The sequence below is a fragment of the Pseudoalteromonas denitrificans DSM 6059 genome (assembly GCF_900112265.1).
Lineage (GTDB): Bacteria > Pseudomonadota > Gammaproteobacteria > Enterobacterales > Alteromonadaceae > Pseudoalteromonas > Pseudoalteromonas denitrificans.
Window position 1 is genome coordinate 22,810 of the sequence record NZ_FOLO01000025.1, and the last position, 23,016, is coordinate 45,825.

Annotated in this window: 15 protein-coding genes; 13 read left to right on the top strand and 2 right to left on the bottom strand. The window is 34.8% G+C overall.

What is annotated here, in order from left to right; translation table 11 throughout:
• Positions 1-6: 6 nt before the first annotated feature.
• The 8 genes from BM088_RS15080 to BM088_RS15115 all read left to right on the top strand — a co-directional run bounded on the left by BM088_RS15080 (position 7) and on the right by BM088_RS15115 (position 10,189).
• Positions 7-1,167 carry a hypothetical protein gene (locus tag BM088_RS15080; RefSeq protein ID WP_091985885.1) on the top strand — a complete coding sequence of 387 codons (1,161 nt, stop codon included), beginning with the start codon at positions 7-9 and terminating at the stop codon, positions 1,165-1,167.
• Positions 1,157-2,230 (top strand): DUF2169 family type VI secretion system accessory protein, encoded by a 1,074-nt coding sequence (locus tag BM088_RS15085; RefSeq protein WP_091985888.1) that lies wholly within the window; start codon positions 1,157-1,159, stop codon positions 2,228-2,230. Before BM088_RS15080 ends, BM088_RS15085 begins: the two co-directional genes overlap by 11 nt.
• The gene (locus BM088_RS15090) at positions 2,230-3,288 is read left to right on the top strand and encodes a hypothetical protein (protein ID WP_091985890.1); all 1,059 of its coding nucleotides are present in this window, start codon (positions 2,230-2,232) and stop codon (positions 3,286-3,288) included. The genes BM088_RS15085 and BM088_RS15090 overlap by 1 nt, the downstream gene beginning before the upstream one ends.
• On the top strand, positions 3,281-4,402 hold the full coding sequence (locus BM088_RS15095) for a DUF4150 domain-containing protein (protein WP_091985893.1): 1,122 nt from the start codon (positions 3,281-3,283) through the stop codon (positions 4,400-4,402). Before BM088_RS15090 ends, BM088_RS15095 begins: the two co-directional genes overlap by 8 nt.
• Before the next feature lies 1 nt (position 4,403).
• Positions 4,404-7,481 carry a hypothetical protein gene (locus tag BM088_RS15100; RefSeq protein ID WP_091985896.1) on the top strand — a complete coding sequence of 1,026 codons (3,078 nt, stop codon included), beginning with the start codon at positions 4,404-4,406 and terminating at the stop codon, positions 7,479-7,481.
• The gene (locus tag BM088_RS15105; RefSeq protein ID WP_091985899.1) at positions 7,474-8,535 is read left to right on the top strand and encodes a hypothetical protein; all 1,062 of its coding nucleotides are present in this window, start codon (positions 7,474-7,476) and stop codon (positions 8,533-8,535) included. The genes BM088_RS15100 and BM088_RS15105 overlap by 8 nt, the downstream gene beginning before the upstream one ends.
• A 224-nt stretch (positions 8,536-8,759) precedes the next feature.
• A complete protein-coding gene (locus BM088_RS15110; protein ID WP_091985901.1) occupies positions 8,760-9,023 on the top strand; it encodes a hypothetical protein in 264 nt (87 codons plus the stop codon).
• A 92-nt stretch (positions 9,024-9,115) separates the two neighbouring features.
• A complete protein-coding gene (locus BM088_RS15115; protein WP_091985904.1) occupies positions 9,116-10,189 on the top strand; it encodes a hypothetical protein in 1,074 nt (357 codons plus the stop codon).
• 170 nt (positions 10,190-10,359) lie between these two features.
• Here BM088_RS15115 and BM088_RS15120 read toward each other — a convergent pair whose 3' ends face one another.
• Entirely contained in the window at positions 10,360-10,761 is a 402-nt protein-coding gene (locus BM088_RS15120; RefSeq protein WP_091985907.1) for a hypothetical protein, read from the bottom strand.
• Positions 10,762-11,263: 502 nt separating this feature from the next.
• Here BM088_RS15120 and BM088_RS15125 point away from each other — a divergent pair.
• From BM088_RS15125 to BM088_RS15145, 5 genes are all read left to right on the top strand, one after another.
• Positions 11,264-13,816 carry a TonB-dependent receptor plug domain-containing protein gene (locus BM088_RS15125; protein WP_091985910.1) on the top strand — a complete coding sequence of 851 codons (2,553 nt, stop codon included), beginning with the start codon at positions 11,264-11,266 and terminating at the stop codon, positions 13,814-13,816.
• Between the two features lie 231 nt (positions 13,817-14,047).
• Positions 14,048-15,637 carry an FAD-binding oxidoreductase gene (locus BM088_RS15130; protein WP_091985915.1) on the top strand — a complete coding sequence of 530 codons (1,590 nt, stop codon included), beginning with the start codon at positions 14,048-14,050 and terminating at the stop codon, positions 15,635-15,637.
• Entirely contained in the window at positions 15,630-17,240 is a 1,611-nt protein-coding gene (locus BM088_RS15135; protein ID WP_091985920.1) for a glycerol-3-phosphate dehydrogenase/oxidase, read from the top strand. Before BM088_RS15130 ends, BM088_RS15135 begins: the two co-directional genes overlap by 8 nt.
• Positions 17,227-18,798: an FGGY-family carbohydrate kinase gene (locus tag BM088_RS15140; RefSeq protein WP_091985922.1), complete on the top strand. Its 1,572-nt coding sequence runs from the start codon at positions 17,227-17,229 to the stop codon at positions 18,796-18,798. The genes BM088_RS15135 and BM088_RS15140 overlap by 14 nt, the downstream gene beginning before the upstream one ends.
• 23 nt (positions 18,799-18,821) lie before the next feature.
• On the top strand, positions 18,822-21,173 hold the full coding sequence (locus BM088_RS15145) for an alkaline phosphatase D family protein (RefSeq protein WP_091985924.1): 2,352 nt from the start codon (positions 18,822-18,824) through the stop codon (positions 21,171-21,173).
• A gap of 26 nt (positions 21,174-21,199) precedes the next feature.
• On the opposite strand, the gene BM088_RS15150 is transcribed toward BM088_RS15145, so the two are convergent.
• The gene (locus tag BM088_RS15150) at positions 21,200-22,810 is read right to left on the bottom strand and encodes a sensor domain-containing diguanylate cyclase (protein ID WP_091985927.1); all 1,611 of its coding nucleotides are present in this window, start codon (positions 22,808-22,810) and stop codon (positions 21,200-21,202) included.
• Between the last annotated feature and the right edge of the window lie 206 nt (positions 22,811-23,016).

Genomic DNA, 23,016 nt, shown 5'->3' on the forward strand with positions numbered 1-23,016 from the left:
ATTAATGTGAAGGTTGCAAAGTTATCTCTACATCAAAAAAGAATCAAAACATTAACTAAAAATTATCGTAATTTACACAGCGAAGGTGTATTTGAAAGCAATAGATTACAGGTATTAGAGCAGCAATTATTGAATCATTTATATGCATTAAGTGATATAAAAATTGATATTGAAACTGATATTGAAGGTAACGATTTATTGCCTGAAAATGCACTAATAGCAGCAATATATAATGTGGCTGAGCCTTGGGATTATGTATTAACCTTGCTAGAAAGTGATAAAACGACTGCCGACACATTAATGCCTTTTGTTAGCATGTTTTTAGCTGATAAACCGGTACAATTACTGGAGAACCTAGAATATGTACGCTTTAAACCTTGTGAGCGAATACAATTAGTACAACATTGTTTGAATACACAAATGCAATGTGATTTAAAAGCATTCAGACAAAGTGCACTGGTTGGAAACTTTAAACCAGATGCAGCAACCGCAAGCATATTATTTGGTCAGGCTAATTTAGGCCAAAGCGAGCTACAAAATGGGTATGCCCATAGTGATATTAATATTGCAAAAGCAGCATTGGTAATGGGATTTGTAAAACAAGTTCAAGGTTGGCAAAAAGGCTTTTTTCAACGTTTTGTTAAATGCGATAAAGCAGACGATAAAGCAGAGTTATTGTGCCTTGCAGGATTGTCTTATAATCCTGACTGGCATGAAGCCTGTAAAACTTTTTGTATCAATCATCCGCAGTATTGCACTTATGTTTTAAGTCATTATCAAGATAAACAACAGCTCAAGTTGATAATTGAATTAATGGCGCAAGAAACAACAGCAAAATATGCATATCAAGCTTGGTTAAATATTACGGCTAAAACCTTATATATGACTAAAGCATCATTACCTAATTGTAATCAAGCTGAATTATTTAGACGAGAGTTATTACAACAAGCAGGTTCTCATATGATATTTGGCAGAACATATTTAGCACACAGTGCTGCCAGACAACTAGTTGGTTTAGCGGGTGTATTTGTACAAAGAGCACAAATTATTTCAAGGCCAATAGAATTTGCAGTTAGATTATTTAATTTATCTTTTAGTGATAAGCAATGGCAAATAATAAACAAAAAAATAAAAATTGAACAAGAGAATATAAACCGTGTTGCATAATACTTCATCTTGGCAAGCAGATTTTACGACTGGATTTTCAAAAACGGCTGATGAAATAATTAGCATCATAGTTAAACAAAGTTTTGAGTTTGATGATCAAGGCAATGTATTTGAAAAACAGCCTTGTGACGCTATTATCTCGAGTGATGAACATCATGGAGATCCCCATAAAACGAGTTTAAAAGCAGCGAATGAATTAGTGCCATTTAAAAGAGGATTTGAATTTTATGGTAATTTTAGTGCTTATCCACCTAAAGGCATTTCGGCAAGAGTGGTCGAAGTAACTTGTAAATTGATAACGCACAATCAAAAAAAACCTGAAATTGAAAAAATACTACGAATTACAGGCCAGAGAAATTGGAAAAAAAGTTTATTAGGCACGGTGGCATCTGATCCACAAATATTATCAAATACACAAATAAATTACGAAAATGCATTTGGTGGTATAAATCAGTTAAAGCCTGAGCAAGTATATGGCAGTAATCCGGTTGGGCGGGGTTATAAATTAAAATCAAAAAATGCAAAATTGCAACAATTACCCACAATTGAACTTGCCAGTTATTTTATCAAACGCCCTGGAAAAGAAGTCCCAACAGGTGGTTTTGGTGCCATTCCCTTATTTTGGTCACCTAGATCAGATAATATTCCTGATATAGCTCAACCCCAATTAATGGCTGGAAAGTTTCCTTATAAAACACCTCTTCCAGATGATTTTTATAATACGGCACCGCAAGATCAACAAACGGATATTCTCTTTAGTGAAGGTTGCTTTTTTACTATGAGTGGCTTGTTGCCCAATCTTGACTATCGCCAAGAAGTGAAGATTTTACTGCCATTTGACAAACCTGTTTTAAAGCATATCAAAGAAGAAGGCATGAGAGAAAAACTTGATATGCAATGCGATACCTTAGTGATCGAGGGGGATGAGCAAAGTTTTAGTTTGATTTGGCGCGCACAGATTAAAAAAAGTGACTGCGGGTTAGCACCACAATTTAGTATTGAAAAAAGGCCAAAAAATAAAGTAGTTAAAACTAAAGTGCTGCAAACAAAGGATATAACATAATGGAATTACAACCTTTGGGCTTTATAAATGCCACAGGGCAAAGCGGTAAAGCATTTTATGCTGCGGTTGAAAATAACATGCTGTTTTCGCGTATTGAAACTATGCCTATTTATGGAGATAGTACGCTCAGTAGTGAATATTTAACTGTTAGGCTGCCAGAGCTTGAAAATATGCCAACACAGCAAGCAATGTCACTAATGTTACATAAGTTTTTACAGCAGACTGATATTAAGCGCCTTAATATAAAAAAATTAATTTTATGTTATCCAGAGTCTATTTTTAATAATGATGATATTGCATTATTACAAAGCATAGTGAATGAAAATTTGCAGCAAGAGTCTGAATATAAACAGAGTATTCAACAAGTGCACCTGAAACACAATATTAGTGTAGAATTCATGGGTGATCTATCATTTAAAAATATGGCCTTGCTAGAAGTGCCGACCTTAGTGATAGCCTTTGACAGTTTAGTGTCTTATCAAAGGGCCAGTAAACTTAATAAAACAATGAGTGTACAATTAAAAGACGGACCTTTAGGCGTGATCCCAGGAGAAGGCATTGCTGCAGTTATTATTAATAATGAAGCCAATAAAAATAACCATATCAATCATGATAAAAGCCAAAACCCAAATAATATTACAATCACAGAATTTGAGGGGGCACTGTCACAACAAATCATTGCTGCCAATATTACCAGCGAAGATACTGTATTAGATGCAGGCATTAATTCAATTGAGTGGCAAAAAGAGTGGTATCAAAATAGTCAAAGTATTTATAAAAGTAAATCAAATCAAGCCTTACTGCTTTGCCCACAAATATCTACTGTTGTTGGCTACCTAGGGAGAGCTCAATTGTTAACCACTTTAAATCTTGCTCTGGCGTATTTACAACAACCTTTAAAACCTATGAAATCGGTTTTCGTAATACTACATAATGTCGAAGATAATATAGAAATCAGGTCAGAAGAGAATATAAAAAGTAATACTGTACATAACACTAAGCAGATGAAAATAAACAGCAAGTTATTAAAAATTACAAGGACGTTAAATAATGCCTAATTATATAAATGGACAAGCGGCAAAACAAAGCCCAGCAGTGCATTATGACATTGATACTTTAACAGCCGACATTCGTTCAAGCGGTAGTCAAACATGGCGACATAATAACCCGTGTTTATTACCTTTTAATATGGCAGCAAGAAAAAATAACGCTTTAGGCATGGCTTATAATATTGCGGTATTTCCAGATAAACAAAGTGGAGAAAATGCCTTTAAAGCCCATATTGGACGACCAAAATATGTGAGTGCGACTTTAGGTGAAATGATTGCAGAATTTATACCTGATTATTTTACGGCACCGCCAGAATATGATGAAGAAAAAAATCAAGCCATATTACCTTGGCTTGAAGAACAAACCCAAATGGATATGAACAAACCTATTACGAATGGTGATGCATTTTTACAATTGGTGTCTGATCATTTAGGCTGGGAAGAAGGCATGATTGAGCCGTTAATAAAAGACAGTGAATCACAAGCACCCAATGTTGCAACCGTTTCAGGAAATAACGTATTAATTAATGGTAAAACCGCCGTTCACAGTGACAGTGGCGGTAGCTTACAAACGGTAGATGTGTGTTTAACTACGATTGGTACATCGGTTGTGCCAATTCCCTATTCTAATGTAGCACGCTCAAGCGATGCTGCCAGTACTGCCAGTTCAGTTAAAATAAATGGTAACCCCGCCTGTAATCTGAGCAGTAATTTTTCAAAAAGCACCGGCGATCAGGGGGGCGATAAAAAAGGTGTCGCCAGTGGCACAATTGAAGGAAAGGCGGAGTTTATTCTGGGATCATTTAACGTTTTAATTGAAGGCAAACCTGCGGTTCGCCAAGGCGATTTAATGATCTCGAACAACAAAAATACGCCACCCGCGCCCTTAAATCAACCCGGTGGGCCAGCCCCACAAGGGTTAGAGGTAGAACAAAGAGAGGCGCTTAATGAACAAGGCTCTGATGCAGAGGTAAGCTTAGCAATTGCGAATATTAGTTCCGTTAATGTGTCTGTCGGACATGTCATAACAAAAAAAGGAGCCGCAACTCAAAAAATAAACCTAGCAAATAAAACTGAGGGTAATGATTCTTCTGCCCGCATTAGTTTTATAACGGGAGAATAATATGGGGTTTCAGTCAATAGAATATAAGCTAAAGTGTACAGCGGGTGATGAAATTCTCATTCCAATGGGTCAACTAGAAAGTTATGCAAAAGATCAAAGAAAATCTGAATCTGAGATAACCCAATATATCGGAGTAATGCCAAAGGTATTTACAGAACCAAGTTTAGATAAAAATAAAGCATCAGCCCCATATTTACATTCATTTGAGAATTTATCTAAATACGATAAAAATATAAATGGTTTTTATTATATTTTTGTAAATGGTTTTTTATGGCGTGAAGTTGTTGCTGTATCAGATGGTTTATTAGCTGAAATAGATTTAGCCAAAGAGTATGGTAAGAATAGACGGCTCCATACTTCAGTTGCTTTTCAAGACTTAGTATTACCCCACAAAACCATAGGTTTAAATTGTGATTCTACATCGTTAGAAACTGTAAGTGTTCAAGTGGCTTACTCTATCGTGCAATGGTCGTGGCAATATATAACATCTTTAGGTGGTCTATATAAAAATGATGTGCGCCATTTATGTACAAAATCCCCCACGTATTGTCAAAATAAAGGCTTAGCTAAAAAGTTATTAAATGAGCGATGTCAGCTTATTGATATGGAGCAGGCAAAAAGTGAAGCGCAAATAGTGTTGCACGATGCGGTGGGTATTGCTTTATCTTTGGCAGCCCAGTGCGAACATAATATTTTACTCGCTAAACATGAAATAGATTTAATACAAGAAAAAACGCATTATCAAAGCGCGTCTTTAACATATCAAAGTATGTTTAATAAAAAGTTGCACCAAAAAATAATAAAAGAGAAATATTTTTTTGCATCTAAACATTCAATCGAGCCTATAACAATTAAAAGTGAGCAACATACAAATAATAGTGCTAGTGATAAGTTTTTACGAAGTGGTGCTGAAAATATTGATAAAGACTATTTAATTGATTATTTGTCGAGTGATATCCTAGATGAAAATTTAAACGCATTTCCAAAAAACAAACAAATACTATTTAGCTTTTTAGCAGATAAATATAAAGAGCAGATACTCAATACAATTCAAGATGACTACATTCCACTGGGTAATGTTATGCGTGACTTTTCCTCGCTTGAACAGCTCGATTACATTTTGGGTTTTCAGTTGGTTAATCAATTTTTAATGTTAATGGCAGTCGATGATAAAAGTATTGGTGCTTTTCGGCCTTGGTTAGATGAAACAGCACAAGAAAAACAACGGTTAGTAGATGAAAAAAAAGCAGATAGTCTTGCAGGTAAGTTCTTAAAAGATGCGCTAACAGCACCTCATTGGTTAACCGATTATTTCACTGCACCTGCAAATTTATACGATGTCACTGTGCAAAGCTATACACCAAAAACAGAGTCAGCCAAAAATGATGGCAGTGGTTTATTTCGTTATCAGGCATTTGCGTTAGTACATAAATTAATTTCTGACAATAAAAAAGAAGACGAACGTACTTTTTTTAATCACCATTTTAAAGCTGTATTAGGCGCTTATAAATCTATTATGGGTGATATCAGTGGAAACTGGCTGCGCCTGGCTGATCGTTATAAAAAATCAGAATTAAAAGCGGATACTATAAAAGTACGCGATATGATCATAAGGCTTAATAAAGCAACGGGTTTACCTGAGATGGGCACTTTGCATGTGATAAAAGCTGCAAATGTGGGTGATGATGTTGTGGCGATTATGAACTATCAACGTATTCATAAAAATAGAAAACAAAGACGCGATTTAATAAAACAAAAAACAAAAAATGCGGGGCAAAATCCTGTCACTTTTTATGACAGTGACGGTAATACTATTGCCTCTCAAGACCCCAAACAATTTGGCAGTAATAAAGGGGTTTTTAATGAAGCCAATTGGGTTGAACATAATAAGCTAATTGGACAATTTGCCTCATTAGATGGTGAGCTTGTTGTAGTACCTAAAGGCCATCAATATGCAAAACATATGGCCGACCCTGAATTTAAACTAGCGCCAATAGACAGCATTAAATTAAAAGGCATTATGATTTTAGATAAGGGTTTACCGTCATTGATGCTGGCATTTGAATTATATAATTGTAATCGCATGATTGATAAGTTTAACCAAGGAGAGAAGTTTGATTTTAATAAGTTTACAGCTGAGCTCGTTGTTTCAACTTATAGCTTAGCTGCTAGTGGTATAGAGGTGGCTTATGTATTTTCAACACATATAGAAGGGGGTGTAAAAGTACAAGGAATAAAAGCTTTAAAGGCAAATGTTAAATTTCTTGCTAATAAACGTTTATTTAGTGTTACACGTATGACGGTTATTGGTATGGTCGGGGTTGGTTTAGGGGTATTGTTAAGTTTAAGTGATGCCTGGCAAATGGCATCATACAATGATATGGATGCTGCGTATGCCCATTTAACCGCTGCGGCGCTGAGCATAGCGGGTTTTGCCTATTTAGGTTTTGCTTTATTAACCACTCCCTTAGGTTGGGCAATAATTATCGCGGGTGCTTTAGTAACTATACTGGCGCTAACTTTAACCGATAATGCTTTAGAGAAATGGGCTATCAATGGGCCATTTTCAAAAGATGCAGCAAATAGATGTACAGATAAGTTTGAAAGCTGGTTAACCAATGGTAATGAGTGTTATCAAGCTCTAGCTAACGAGTTGTTAAAACCTCAGATGTCATTATCGATACAAAAGCTCAGCGGAGCCTCGCACTTTTTAAAAGTGGATGTAAATTTGGTCGGTTTTACTTTAGGCCAGTCAGAATTATTAATTGAAGTGCAGCAAACAGAAGACAGCCCAAATGATGGAATATGGTTTGGCGGTAGGGAACATAGAGTAAATAATAATAACTTACGAGTTACGCAAAAAATGACGAAAGATAATAGTATTATTGGTTTTACTTATGATTTTCCATTTTTAGCGATGTGGTCAAAAGCGACAGATGTGAGTTGGCAAGTGAAATTACAATATCGCTTAAGTAAAGATATTGTATTGCCTCATATCAGTGCACAAGAACAATCAACATTAGATAAAGATGATTTATCTGAAAAAGCTTACATTATTAAGGAAATTGATTTTGCCTAATTCACCAAGTAATAATAAAAGCGCTAATTGCCAGCCATATTCAGAAACAGCCTACAAAGGTAAACAAGACCCTATTTACCGGAATATGGCACAACCTGAAGAGAGAAAAGGGCAGAGCATGTTAGCCCGCGACCAATGTAAAAGAGATGTATTTCCAAGGGGATATATTTATGGCATTTGTTGGGACTTTTCACAAAGAGTACCATCGAGAACAGAAGATTTATCTGATTTAAAACATGCCAATATTAAAGAGCGTGAATTACGTTTACCTTTAGCTTCAACAGGTAATGCAACAGTGTGGGATGCTATTTTATTGATGTGGCAGTTTTTTACTTTTATAAGCTTCCTAATTGTACCTGGTTTTTACATTATTGTAGTGGCTTTAGTCTTTATAACTAGAGGTTTCTTGGACGCATTAGATACGATTGTTGAGGGGCTACCTTTTATTAGTTATTGGATATTTGGCTTAATAATATTGAAATTATTATATTTATTTATTTATTTATTTATCCCTAAACCGATTTATAAATGTGCAATGTTTAACCGCTCCACCGGTAATATTGAGTTTCCTACAGCAGACAAACAGAGTTTTATTGCATTACCATTCGAACAATTTAATGCCCATCATCGCACTGTGCATACCGCAAATGGTGTGCCGCAATATGGTTTTACATTGCTACATTATCAGCAAGGAATTATGTATCAAAACATCAGTGGTTCAGATGTATATACTATCCATCATTGGGAGATGATTCAAAATTTTATGGATATTACACAACCTTTAGCGGATATTCCCAATTTTGAATATTACAGAATTTTTGATAAAACGACATGTGAGTTTGATAAACAGCACAATCGACCAAGAGATTTTTGGTATAGAGTCACTAAAAAACAATTTAAGAATGTTTTTACTAATAATGAAGATAGGAATGATGAACGTATTACTTATCCTTGGAAGTTTTTAAGTAAAGAGTTATCAGAAATACCCATTAAAAGAAAGGGAGATAACTTTATCATGCGTCACTTACCCTTGTTACTCCCAATCCATCATTAAATAATTAATGGTTTGTTTTAACGTTATAAAAAGTACAATTTTATTTTAAATATCGATAAGTAATGCATTAATTTTTAATTTTGAGTTGTTTTTAATTATTACTCTCGCTCTTTAACAATTTGAACATTATAAATAAGTCACTTTATGTGCATGATGTAGTAAGTATGTGTATTGGGTGACTAAATTTATTTAATCATTTTTTACGTTTTTATCAGGTAAGGCATTTGCTTGTTTACGATAAAGCTCAGCGGCTAGAGCCAACGCTTAAAGAGGCCATTCAAGACAAAAATACAGGTAACGTTAGTGGATTTAGGTATTGGTTTAAGCTGCCAGAGCAAGGCAGATTAATTGTAAAAGTACAAGAAAACTCTTTGTGGGAAGGAAAGGACGGTACTCATGCGCTACCGTTGCCAGCCCGAAAATACAGCTCAGGTAAGCTGGTTTCCAATAAAGACGATGATTATTGGGTAATAGCCAAAAGTCAATGATGCAGTACACAAAATAGACCGTTAGTTTTGCTTAATTTTATAAGTAGACTTTAAACATTTATATAGAAAACCAAAAAATAAAAGAAACTATTATGGAAATATTTAACGAAGTAAAACGTTTATCGAAGAAGCCTGTTTTACATAAAGTGGAAATGATCAAGGTGTATGGTGGCGCGGGCGTGAGCATGCTTAATTCCTCAAAATTTGCACAACTACCTAATTTAAAGGGCATAAAATATTTGTATTTACAACAGAATGATAAACCTCTCGTTAATATTTTAAATTTGTTTCGCTTATTTAATTTTTTAGTCATAACATTATTTTTTATTTTATCAGTCTCTTATAAGTTCGAAGATGATTTTTTTAACTATCCATTATATTTTGGTTGTTTTTTGAATTATTTCTTAGCTATGTTTAGCTATTTCCTTATAAAAAAAACAGGAGAGACCTCCGTTTATTTGGATCGAAACAAACAGCAAGTATGGGTTTTTAGCGGTAAGAAAAAAAAATATATAGCTTATTCTTATCAAGATTTTTCATGTCACATAGAAAAAGGTTATCGCAATCACGGCGTAATAACCTACTCAGTTCGTTTAATTATTAAAGATAAAAATATATTGCTTAGTTTTGGTGGTGATGATGCAATTTCTGTTGGTAATTTATTTACAGAATGGGAACTTATCCAGCGTATTATGGATAGACTCCATCCTTTGCCAGATGTTCCAGACTTAGAGGCATACCGTGAGTTTGATCCTGTTACTTGTGAGTACGATAAAAAAAATAATCGCCCAAAAGCCTTTTGGCGCAAGATGAAAAAGCAAAAACTTAAAAAGGTAGTAAGTGAGTTTGAAGAATTAAGTCGAAGTTATAAATTTGATCAACATTTACAACCTAAAGATAATGAAGCCAATGGCTGGCAGCGGCCTGAGTGGCTTGAAAAGCCTTGGTTACATTTTAGTAAAGAAGATTTAATGACTAAAGCTGAGGCACAAACAGAGTATGAAAACGAAATACATGTTCCTTGGTACTCAGTAATCATATCTCCAGATATTATGTTGTTAACCCGCAATATCACCCCAAACTACCTCAACTATTACGATGATGAGAATGAATCAGACATAACAGTCTCATCAGATAATAAGGTTGTCCCAATAAAAGATAATTAACCGATAATGCGCTTGAGAAAAGGACATTTTTTATTACGGAAAGCGGCCCATTTTCAAAAGATGCAGCAAATAGATGTACAGGTAAGTTTTCAAGCTGGTTAACCAATGGCAATGAGTGTTATCAAGCATTAGCTAACAAATAACTTTAAACCGTGCCATTATTTTATTTCTTAAATTCTGAAAATAGTATTAAAGCTATTTGTTATATATTCAATTGCTTCAGATAAGTGATTAAATTCCTTACAGGGTAAACCTATTGAGCAGCAGGCTTTTTTAAAAAGTTCGATTTCAAGCGCATTTCCACTGACCAGACCGATAAATATACACCCTTTATTAACAATATCTTCTAAGTGTAAGGTTAATAGTTCATATGCATCTAACGTTGCTAGTGTTTGCATGTCAGTAAAATATTCAATTCTTGCCCATCGAGAGTAATTGTGAGTGGCAATGCTATCATTAATCAATTGATGAAAACGTTGAGCACCTTCAAAATTTATACTCCCGCTTGGCTTGCATATTAAAATATTACCCAGCCAATTAAGTTCGATATCCCCATGACAATTGTATTTCATGCTAACTTACTTTTTAACAAAACTATACTTTGAGTATAATTTATTAAAACCATACTGCTAATTCTTCAAATACCAAAGTTAAGGTTACAGCCTATCAGGTTTTAGACTGCATCAATTATAAATTGATATTAATTTCATTCTTTTTTGGTAATTAAAACTTCAGCTAAAACTGGTACTTTAAATAAGAGACATGACCTTTTAATTTTGGTTTTAAATTCGTATTTTTAAATATTATTCAAAATATCACTAGTGGATTTTTCTGTGTGAATTGTTTAGTTATTTAAGCATCTAGCGTTACAAAATAATTACATGAATAAAAATATATTGTAAGCGTATTGTAAACTTTACTTTCAGTGTATTGAAAAATAGAGATATAAGTTCATAAAGCGTATGTAGTTGCCACTTTCATCTAATTGGCTATTTCATTAATTCAGCATACAGGGTGCTAAATGAGTCAATTAACATAATCAACTTAAAATATTTAGTAAGGAAACAGCATCAAATGAATCATTCAAAAGTAAGTGCCGCAATTATTTCTATTTTACTGGGTAGTGCAACACATTCCGTTATTGCAGCTGATGAACAAGTCGCAGACGAAAACATAGAAAAAATTGCGATTGTGGGTAGCCGAGTAGCAGGTCGTTCTGCTGAAGATTTACCTGTTCCTGTTGATATATTATCAGCCGAAGCACTCGCCAATACTGGTCAAACTGAAGTTGGTAGAATGTTGCAGTCAATCGCACCTTCATTCAACTTTTCAAGTTCTGCTGTCAGTGATGGCACAGATGCGCTTCGTCCCGCAACTTTAAGGGGCTTAGGTCCAGATCAAACGTTAGTATTGATCAATGGTAAACGTCGTCATCAAGCAAGTCTGATACATATAAATACTTCAGTCGGTCGTGGTACTGCAGGTACAGATATGAATGCAATTCCGGCTGCTGCAATTAAACGCATTGAAGTTTTACGAGATGGTGCTGCTGCACAGTATGGTTCAGATGCGATTGCAGGGGTTATTAATATTGTTTTAAAAGATGCATCAGAAGGGGGCAAAGCGGCTGTATCTTATGGTGAATATAGTGAAGGTGATGGTGAAAGCGTAAATGTTGATTTATCAAAAGGCTTTGCTTTAGGAGATAATGGCTATTTAAATACCACGTTAAATATACGTGATCGCAGCCCAACAAACCGTGCTGGTTTACATGGTTCTTGTCAATATTCTGGTTGTACTGAGTTATCTGATGGCAGCTATTTAGCGGGTGATTCGCGTGAAGTGACAGCAGATCGTTCTACCTTTAGAATTGGCGACGCCGACTCACAACAAATGGGACTCGCAATAAATACGGGTTATGAACTAGGTGATGGTGAGTTATATGGCTTTATTACCTATTCAAGTCGAGATAATGAATCAGCCGCATTTTTTAGACATAATGCCAATGCTGGTGGTAATGCCCAATTACAAGATGGTGATGCCACTATCCCAGAAGGTTTTTTACCAAAAATTAATACTGAAATTAAAGACATTTCATATAACTTTGGTTACAAAACAGAGTTTGATAATGATTCATCATTAGACTTGTCATACACTTACGGTAAAAATAATATAGATTATACTACGAGTAATACAATTAACTCGTCTTATGCCAATTCATTGCAATATACGAGTACGTTATCTGCAGATGAAATTAGAGCGTCAGTTCCCCGTGATGCTTTTGCGTACGGTTTGGAGTTATCATTACAAACAATCAATCTGGACTTTACGCAAGATTTTGATTTATTTTCACTGGCGATGGGTACTGAAATTCGCACAGATGAATTTAAAGTATTAGCAGGTGAAGAGTATTCTTATCGCGATTATGATACTGATGAATTAGGTAATAGTTTATTTGCTACAGACCGCTCTGCGGGTACACAGGGGTTTGGTGGTACTGCGCCAATGCAGTCTGTTGATGAGTCACGAAGTGTCATTTCATTTTATTTAGACGTTGAAACTGAAATAACTGAAGACTTAATCGTAAGTGGTGCGCTACGTTATGATGATTATGACGGCTTTGGTGACAGTACAAATTTTAAACTTGCAGGTAATTGGGCTATCACTGAAGATATCGCAATTCGTGGTGCTATGAGTACAGGTTTTAGAGCGCCTTCTATGCAGCAACTGTATACCGATAATATCAGTACACAATTTATCAGTGATCCAAATGGAGGAGATCAAATTGCAGTGCAAATTGGTACATTCCGTAATGACAGTGACTTAGCAAAAGCCATTGGTATTCCAGAGTTAAAAGAAGAAAAGTCAAAGAACTATAGCTTAGGGTCAATTATTCATTTAACAGATGATATCACTTTAACACTTGATTTATATTCTATTGAAATTGACGATCGTATTGTGCTGAGTAACTCTTTAGGTCAGGGTTTATCTTCTGCATTAGATAATGCATTAACGGCATCTGGTGCTGGTGCAGGACAGTTTTTCTTAAATGGTGCCGATACTGAAACAAAAGGTGCCGATATTATTGCAACTTGGAATACAGATGCTTTTGGTGGCGATTTAGATTTAACCTTCGCAGCTAATTTTACTGAAACAGATGTGGTTGATACTTTTACACCACCAAATAGTGCTTTAGGTTCAATTTCACCAGATTTAATCTTTTCTGAGCAAGCTATTTCTATTATTGAAGAGTGGCAACCTCAAGACCGTATTAACTTAAGTGCGCTGTATACGATAGGCGATGTTAAAGTGAATCTTGCGTTTAACCGTTTTGGTGAATATACCGTACTTGATGGCGAAAGACAGACTTATAGTGCTGAAATTTTGACTGATCTGCGTATAAATTATCAGGCAACAGAACATTTATCTTTCAACATAGGTGCTAATAATTTATTTGATGTCTATCCAGATAAAAATGAAATTGGTAATTCACGCTCAGGTACTATCGTTGATGGTAATGGTAATACAATCGTAAGCAGTACAGGCGTATTTACTTACTCACGCCGCTCAGCTCCATTTGGTTTTAATGGTGCTTATTATTACTTAGGTGCTGAATATACTTTTTAATACATAAATTTAAAGAGTGATCAAATGTTTGATCACTCTTTAGCTTTTAGATTGTCAAAAACAACCCCACAGCCCCTGTAAATATGTGCCCTCCATTAAATTTATATACACCATTCCTGATATAAATGTCCTCTTTTGACCCTCTTACTGTCTTTTTAGGACATTTAAAACTACTTTACACAGTATTAACCTAAGACATATAAAAATTAATAATGTATTTAGGTCTAAGCAATGAGACGTTGGAATGGTTGGGGTGATGAAAGTAATAGTATGGATTTACCAGCATCTGCAGGTGAATTTTTACAAAACGTCATTGGAAAGGGGGTTGTTTTAGCCGATGCGAGTCTTGCGTCTGTCATTGCAAGTGTCCCAAAATCAAGGGCACCAATTCATAAACTGATAAATACTAATGAAGAAATTCGTGTTCGTCATGCCAAAGGCCAATCTCTACCTGATTATTTAGCGACCCGAAGTGGTCATTTTGGGCTATTTCCAGATGGGGTATGTTACCCCGAGAATAATCAGGATATTAAAGATATTTTATTACTGGCTAAAGAATACAATTTAGATCTGATCCCATATGGTGGTGGCACAAGTGTTGCCGGTCATATCAATATAAAACAATCTGAACGTGCGGTTATTACTGTTGACATGTCACATATGAATAGACTGATCTCATTAGACACAGACAGTAATATTGCAACTTTTGGTGCTGGCACTCCAGGGCCCATGGTAGAAGCACAACTTAGAGCTAAAGGCTATACATTAGGGCATTTTCCGCAATCATTTGAATTGTCGACAATAGGAGGCTGGGTGGCAAGTCGCTCTAGTGGTCAGCAATCATTACGATACGGCAGGATTGAACAAATGTTTGCGGGTGGTAGCTTTGAAACCTTTGAAGGTACGCTTGATTTACCGACATTTCCAGCATCTTCTGCTGGTCCTGATATAAGAGAAATAATATTAGGTAGTGAAGGGCGGTTTGGCATTATCACTGAAGTTAAGGTGCGCGTAACTAAGTTGGCAGAACAAGAAAAGTTTTCTGTTATTTTTTTCCCAGATTGGCAAATGGCCACCAAATTTTGTAAAGCGGCTGCTCAAAATAAAATCTCGCTTTCAATGTTGAGGGTCAGTAATGCAGTTGAAACCCAAACTCAGTTAAAACTGGCCGGGCACGAAAAATCTATTTCTTATCTTGAAAAGTATTTGAGCTTACGTAACTGTAAAAGTCAAAAATGTATGCTGACCTTTGGTATTACAGGAAGTAAACAACAAACAAAAGCCACACAAACACAAATAAAACCTTTTATAAAACAATATCAAGGCATATCGACAGGTTCTATGTTAGGGAATCGTTGGGCACAGAATCGTTTTAAATTTCCTTATTTAAGAGATGCCCTTTGGCAACAAGGTTATGTTGTTGATACGCTGGAAACAGCAACAGATTGGCATAATGTAGATAATTTACTTAATAAAGTTGAAACAAGTTTAAAGCAAGGAATTGAAAATAAAAATGTGCATGTTTTTACACATTTATCCCATGTATATGGACAAGGTTGTAGCCTATATACCACTTATGTTTTCAGTTGTGAAAAAGATTATAAAAGTACCTTAGCCTGCTGGAAAACTTTAAAGCATGAAGCCAGTTCTACAATTATTAATAACGGTGGCACTATCAGTCATCAACATGGTGTAGGAAAAGACCATGCCCCTTATTTGGAAGTTGAAAAAGGTATTTTGGGCATAAAACTATTAGAAAATATATGTCAGCATTTTGATCCTAATAAACAGCTAAACCCAGGAACATTATTAAATGACTGATAACTTTAAACTGTCTCGCAATGAAAGAATAGCTCTAATAAAAAAACAAACGCAATGGGATATTGTGATTGTGGGCGGAGGAATAACTGGCGCTGGAATTTTAAAACTAGCAAGTCAGCTTGGGTTAAGTGTTCTTTTACTTGAAAAAAATGATTTTGCCTGGGGGAGCTCAAGTCGTTCTTCAAAAATGGTTCATGGAGGTTTACGCTATATTGCAGATGGTCATGTTGCATTAACTGTTGAGTCTGTTAAGGAACGAGAACATTTGACATCTCATTCCCAAGGTTTAGTTTTTAATCAGAGCTTTATAATGAGCCATTTTAAATATCAGTTTCCACAACCTTGGATTTTTAATAGTTTACTCTCTGTTTATGACTTTATTGCTGGTGTAAAGCAACATCACTATGTGCCGCAACAAGAGTTTAAATTTTTAGCTCCTAACTCAAAGTTAGATAAAGCCAATGGTGGCAGCCAATTTGTTGATGCGATGACAGATGATGCCAGATTAGTACTGCGGTTATTACAAGAGTCGCAAAGTAAACAATCAAACGTATTAGCGATTAATTATTTAGGTGTAGATGAATTAACAAAAGAGAATGGTCAAGTGACCGGCGTTGTGGTAAAGCTAGAAGATGAAAATACACCTTTAAATATTAAAGCCAAGTTTGTGATCAATGCAACAGGAGCTTGGACTAATCAATTTAATCAAACAACGCCTAAGGTCAAAATCCGGCCTTTACGTGGTAGTCATATTTTAGTGCCTAATTGGTGCTTACCTGTCGCCAGTGCAATGTCTGTTCTTCACCCTTTAGATAAACGTCCGGTTCAAATTTACCCATGGGAAAATGTAACAGTCATAGGGACGACTGATGTAGAGCATATTGATAACTTAAAACTTGAACCAAAAATAGACAAAGGCGAATTTAGTTATTTGATGCAATGCATCAAACATCAATTCCCCAAAATTAAATTAACAGAAAAAGATATTATTTCTACGTTTTCAGGTATACGTCCAGTCGTAACCAATGGCCGAACAACAAAACCTTCAAAGGAAAAAAGAGACCATACAATTTGGTATGACAAAGGGCTGATAAATATTGCAGGTGGTAAATTAACCACCTTTAGAGTGATTGCCAAGCAAGTTTTAGACATTGTTTATAGCAAGTTAAATCGACCTATTAACAAATGGCATTTTTGTGCATTCGAACAGAATATTACAATTGTTAATACAGATTACTCTAATGCAGTTTTAACGCGATTAAGGGGAAACTTTGGTGCATTAAGTAATGAAGTATTACTGCAAAGTGAATTAATGCGGCCCATTTCTTATAGCAATACTTTATGGGCAGAAGTTTTATGGTCAATAAAAAATGAGCAAGTTAAACATTTAGATGACTTATTACTTAGGCGTACACGTTTAGGTAATGTACTTCCCAATGGCGCATTTGAGCATTTAGATAACATTAAACCTTGGGTTATGCGTTATTTAAAATGGGATCAAAACAAATGGGAAAGTGAAGTATCTCGATATCAAAAAATATGGCAAACATGTTATAGCAATATCGCATTTAATAATAAAGAGGCCATAAATGAAAGCGTGTAGCGATGGACTCATTCTAACAATAGATAATGGTACACAAAGTATCAGAGCTTTGATTTTTGATCTGAAGGGAAATTTGCTTGCTAAAAGTAAAATTGAGTTAGAAGCCTACTATTCAAAAAAGCCCGGTTGGGCTGAACAAGATGTTAAATATTTTTGGACTCATTTAGCGCAATGTTGCCAAAACTTGTGGCAACAAGATGATGTCATTAAAAACGGCTATCAAAATAAAATATCCGTTGTGTCGCTGACTACGCAGCGTGGTACCGTGATCAATTTAGACAAAAATGCGCAGCCACTTAGGCCAAGTATATTATGGTTAGATCAAAGGTTAGCCAAGGTAAATAGAAAAATGCCATGGTACTGGGGCTTGGCGTTTAAATGTTTGGGGCAATCACAAGTTATTGATTATTTTAGACAAAAAGCACAAGTTAATTGGTTAAGCCAAAATCAACCTGAAATATGGCAAAAAACGGATAAGTTTTTACTTTTGTCGGGTTATTTAACTTATCAACTTATTGGTGAGTTTAAAGACTCTATTGGTTGTACCGTTGGTTATTTACCTTTTGATTACAAAAAACAGCAATGGGCGCATAAAAATGACTGGAAGTGGCATGCATTAGATATCAAAAAATCTATGTTGCCAGAATTAGTTAAACCGGGTGATTTGTTAGGATATATTACAGAGTCGGCAGCTAAATTAACGGGTATTAACCAAGGTACACAATTAATTGCAGCTGCATCAGATAAAGCCTGTGAAGTATTAGGCTCTGGTTGTTATGAACCCAGTACTGCCAGCCTCAGCTATGGCACTACCGCAACAATTAATACTAATAATGAAAAATATATCGAACCACAAGCATTTATACCACCTTATCCCTCAGCAATTCCAAATCACTATAATACTGAATTCATGATTTATCGTGGTTTTTGGATGGTGAACTGGTTTAAAAAAGAGTTTGGTCAAAGTGAAATGCTCAAAGCAAAAAAACTAAGTGTTTCAGTCGAAAGCCTTTTTGATGATTTAGTTAAAGAAGTACCTCCGGGTTCTCTGGGATTAATGTTGCAACCTTATTGGTCTCCAGGAATTAAAAACTTGGAAGCAAAGGGCGCCATTTTAGGTTTTGGTGACGTACATACAAGAGCACATATTTACCGCTCGATTCTTGAAGGGCTTGCGTATGCCTTAAAAGAAGGCAAAGAAACACTACAAAAACGTCAAAGAAAAAAAATTACAAGACTCATTGTTTCAGGAGGAGGTTCACAATCTGATGCTGCGATGCAATTAAGTGCTGATATCTTTAATTTACCAGCTCATAGACCACATACATATGAAACATCTGGCTTAGGTGCAGCCATCAATGCAGCTGTGGGAGCCGGATATTTTGTAAGTTATGAAAAAGCAACTGAGCAAATGACGCATATCGTTGAGACGTTTTTACCTATAAAAGAAAATGTAGTTTTATACGATAAATTGTATAACACCGTTTATCTCAAAATGTACAAACAATTAAAGCCAATCTATCAACAGATAAAAAAAATAACGGGCTATCCGCAATAAATAATAAAAAGAAGGAAAGTATAATGGAATTCACAAGACGTAAATTTATAAAAACAATGGTGATCAGTGCCTCAACATTGGTAACAAGTAGTATATTAGGCTGTGGTAGTTCGAATGATAAAACCCAGCTGCCTGAAGTTGTGACTCCAGAACCGAGTTTTTTAGATGGTAGCCAGTTTTTTCCACAATCTGTGGTATCAGGGGATCCAAAACCAAGTTCGGTGATATTATGGACGCGAGTTGATAATTTATCCGGTATTGATACTGATATCATGCTTCAAGTATCAACTGATGAGGCATTTTCGCAACTTTTGGTAGAACAGACTTTAACTGCAAGCACTGAGTCTGATCACTGTATAAAAATAAGACTAACAGAGCTTAATTCCGCAACTTATTATTATTTTAGATTTATATATCAAGTTGATGAACAAAATTATACCAGCCATATAGGGCGTACTAAAACGGCACCATCAAAAGAAAGTGATGTAGCAGTTAAATTTGCTTATGTTTCATGTCAGGATTATATCGGGCGCTATTACAATAACTATATGTCATTATTAGCCCAAGATGATTTAGATTTTGTGATACATTTAGGCGATTATATTTACGAAACTACGGGCGACCCATTATTTCAAGCAACCGATCATGAAAGAAAAATTCAATTTAATGACCAAGAAGGTGCTTTGAATGTAGGCGTAGGTGATAATGCTTACCAAGCTGCAAATAGCATAGATAATTATCGCCAATTATATAAAACCTATCGTAGCGATGAATTATTACAAAAAGTACATGAAAGGTTTCCTATGATAGCGATATGGGATGACCATGAATTTTCAGATGATAGCTGGGCCGATAAAGCAACCTACTCAGATGGTGCTGAAAACGAAAAGCAAACTAACAGAAAACGAAATTCAGAAATTGCATATTTTGATTACATGCCAATAGATCATGAACAGCCGCATGTGAATGATACTTTAGACGCTGGTGAATTAAAAATTGAAGAAATGCACTTATTTCCCAATACAAAAATTTATAGAGACTTCCATTTTGGGAAACATTGCCATATTGCAATGACGGACTTTAGAACAAACAGACCTGATCACATCATTCAGGAGGATGCATTTCCAGCAAAAGTAGAACTAAATCAAACCCAGCTATTCGGTTTTTTACAAGCCAGAGGTATGCCAGTTGAACATGTCTCAGGGGTAATTGCACAAATGTCACCCTATGTAAATATTGATGACGCCATGTTTACACCATATAAATCGGCATTTGTTGAAATATTTACGGGCTTATATGCTCAAGAGCTCATGTCTCGTATTGAAATGCCAGAACAAAATGCACTTTTACAAGGTCAACAAAGAGCTGTAGAAGTCATTAAAGGTAATTTAGCAACAAGTTATTTAAACCAGGTATTAGCAGGAGCTAAAGCCTCTTTACCAGCTGAACATCCATTGCAACAGTTACCTTCATTACCTGAACAAGGCGTAGAGCAAGGTTTGGCCTTTTATACTATGGGTAAAACATCTTTATTTAATTATTTAGGCAGTCGATATTTTATTATTAAAGATACTTATGACCTTTATGCTGGCTATAAAGAATATATGGCCCAATTACAAAACTCTTCTGTACAAGGCGGTTTTGATGAAATGCAAACACATTGGCTTAAAGAAACTTTTACGGCATCAACAAGTACTTGGAAACTTTTAGGCAGTTCAGTTTCATTCTCACCGCTTATTTTTGATTTATCAGCAAATCGAGCAGACTCTGGTTTTGAAGTTTTAGAAGCCGCGATTGACTCAGATGCAGTACCTGCAGCATTTAAACAAAGGTTTTACCTTGAAGCAGATCAATGGGATGGTTTTCCACAATTTAAAGCAAGACTAATAGAAGATGTATTAAGTGCTAATTCTGTTATTACACTTGGTGGTGATGTACATAGTAGTTATGTGACAGAACACAAAGCAAACTCAATTACAGGAACAAAATCGTTTAACTTTACCACTTCATCTGTTTCATCATCTACTTTTGGTACGTTTTTAGATGCTGGAATGAATCAATTATTATCTCAACTTGGAGATGTATCACCGGCGGTAAAAGAGCTGCCTGTATTTTTTGATACTTTAGCAATAACAGCCACGAAAAGAGCTGATATCTCTGATAATTTAGCTTTTTCTAAAATGTGGGAGCATGGTGTTGCGATTGTTGAAGTTAATAAAGATAAAATGGATGTCACTTTTCATAATGTCGCAACTAATTATAAAGGTATTAATACATCACAAGTTAGCTTTTACGATAAGCAGGAAGCTTATTTGGGTATGGTGAAAAAACATAAGTTTAGAGTAAGTGATGGCAATTTACAAAGATTGGGTTAATCGTTAAAGGCCCAATATATATAAAATTAAGGACTAAAATCATTTATCGTTGAGCTAAGACATAATTGATTTCGTCCTTTTTCTTTTGCTTTATATAATGCATTATCAGCCTTATTAAACAGCGCTTCATAATTTTTATGATGTGATTTATCGAATGTATGTATTCCTATGCTAATCGTTACTACGTCGGATATATCTGACATATGATGCACAATATTTAAGTCACGGACAGCTTGTAATAAGTTATTTGCAACAGAAACGGCCTGATGTTCACTTGTTTCATTTAATATAATGACAAATTCTTCACCGCCATATCTTGCAACAAAATCAGTATTACTATGTAAATTATTAACTAGGCACTGTGCTATTTGTTTTAAGGTATTATCACCTAAAGCATGACCATAAAAATCATTATATCTTTTAAAAAAATCTACATCACATACAATTAAAGACACTTGGCTTGATGTTGAATTAAAAGTTAAAAGTTGGTGCATATACTCATCAAAAGAACGCCGATTAGCAATATTAGTGAGGCTATCTGTGGTGCTTAATTTTTGTAATCTGACATTATGCGACTGTAACTCTTGCTCTTTTGAATAAACATCTTCTAACAATCTATCTATTAAGTTAAAAAGGGTTCCTAATTCGTCCTTACGTGATGTTGAAAATTTTATTTTTTTATCATGTTTAATTACTTTTTCAACCATGTGATCTGCACGTAGAATAGGTGAAATAACCACTTTATGTATCAATATAAAAACAAATATTAAGGTAAGTGAAAAAAAGAAAGATGTTGTCATGGTAGAGCTGTTGAACCAATTAACGCTAAATAACCGAGTTGGTGCTTTATATGTAAAATGGATTCTACTGTTTTGTGAAACTAAGGGGTATTGATCAGATATGAGTTGATTTTTATTACGATAAGAGCCTTTAATATAGGTGTTTTTAGAAATTTTTTTAGCTGTATTTTTAAGTACATTTTTAACTATTTCAATATCAAATTTTATACCCGCACGATTTTGTAAATCTATAAGCACATCGTTATTCACAACTCGCCAAAAAACCATAGTACCGTTTGATGTACCTGTTAAGTTCGCTTTAAAGATACTTGTTGCAGCAAACATGACTAATTTATTATTTAAAACGGTATATCCACTATGTGTAATCGGTTTATTATCATTTGCTTTAACTTGTTCGGAATTTATTAAAATGTGTGTTTCTACAAACTCATTTGGAGAATCAAAAGGTTCAAAATAAGTTTTTTGCCATAGAGTTCTGTCAAATGATTTACCCCAAACGAGTACTCCTTGTATATCATACAAATGAATACCATTTAAATTAATTCTTTTAAATGCATCTAATACATAATTATTTTTAATAAAATTGGCATTACGATTATTAATATAATTATATGTATCATTCCAAGCTGCATTATCGTAATTAACAACTTCTAGCTCATGAAGCTTAGAGTTAAATGCTGTTTTAATACGTTCTATATCTTTTTTATCTGATGCCGCTTCTAATAAATATAACTGAGGAAGTTTAAAAAAAGTTAAGCGAGTGAGTTCCAATAAAAATATCATTGTGAGCATAGCTGCAAACATCAAAATAAGTTTTGATTTTAATGAATGGTTCAATTTTATCCCCGTGAGATAAAAATATATTCATAATCATAGTCGTGCCCATGATATTTGGCCATTTTACATATGTATAGATATTGTACTGATTTTAAAAAATTATGTTGGATAACTTATATATTCAAGGCGCTCATAATATATTTTAACTATTAGCAAATTTATAATTAAGTGCTTTTAAGTAAATTTTGTTATACTGCGCACCAAAT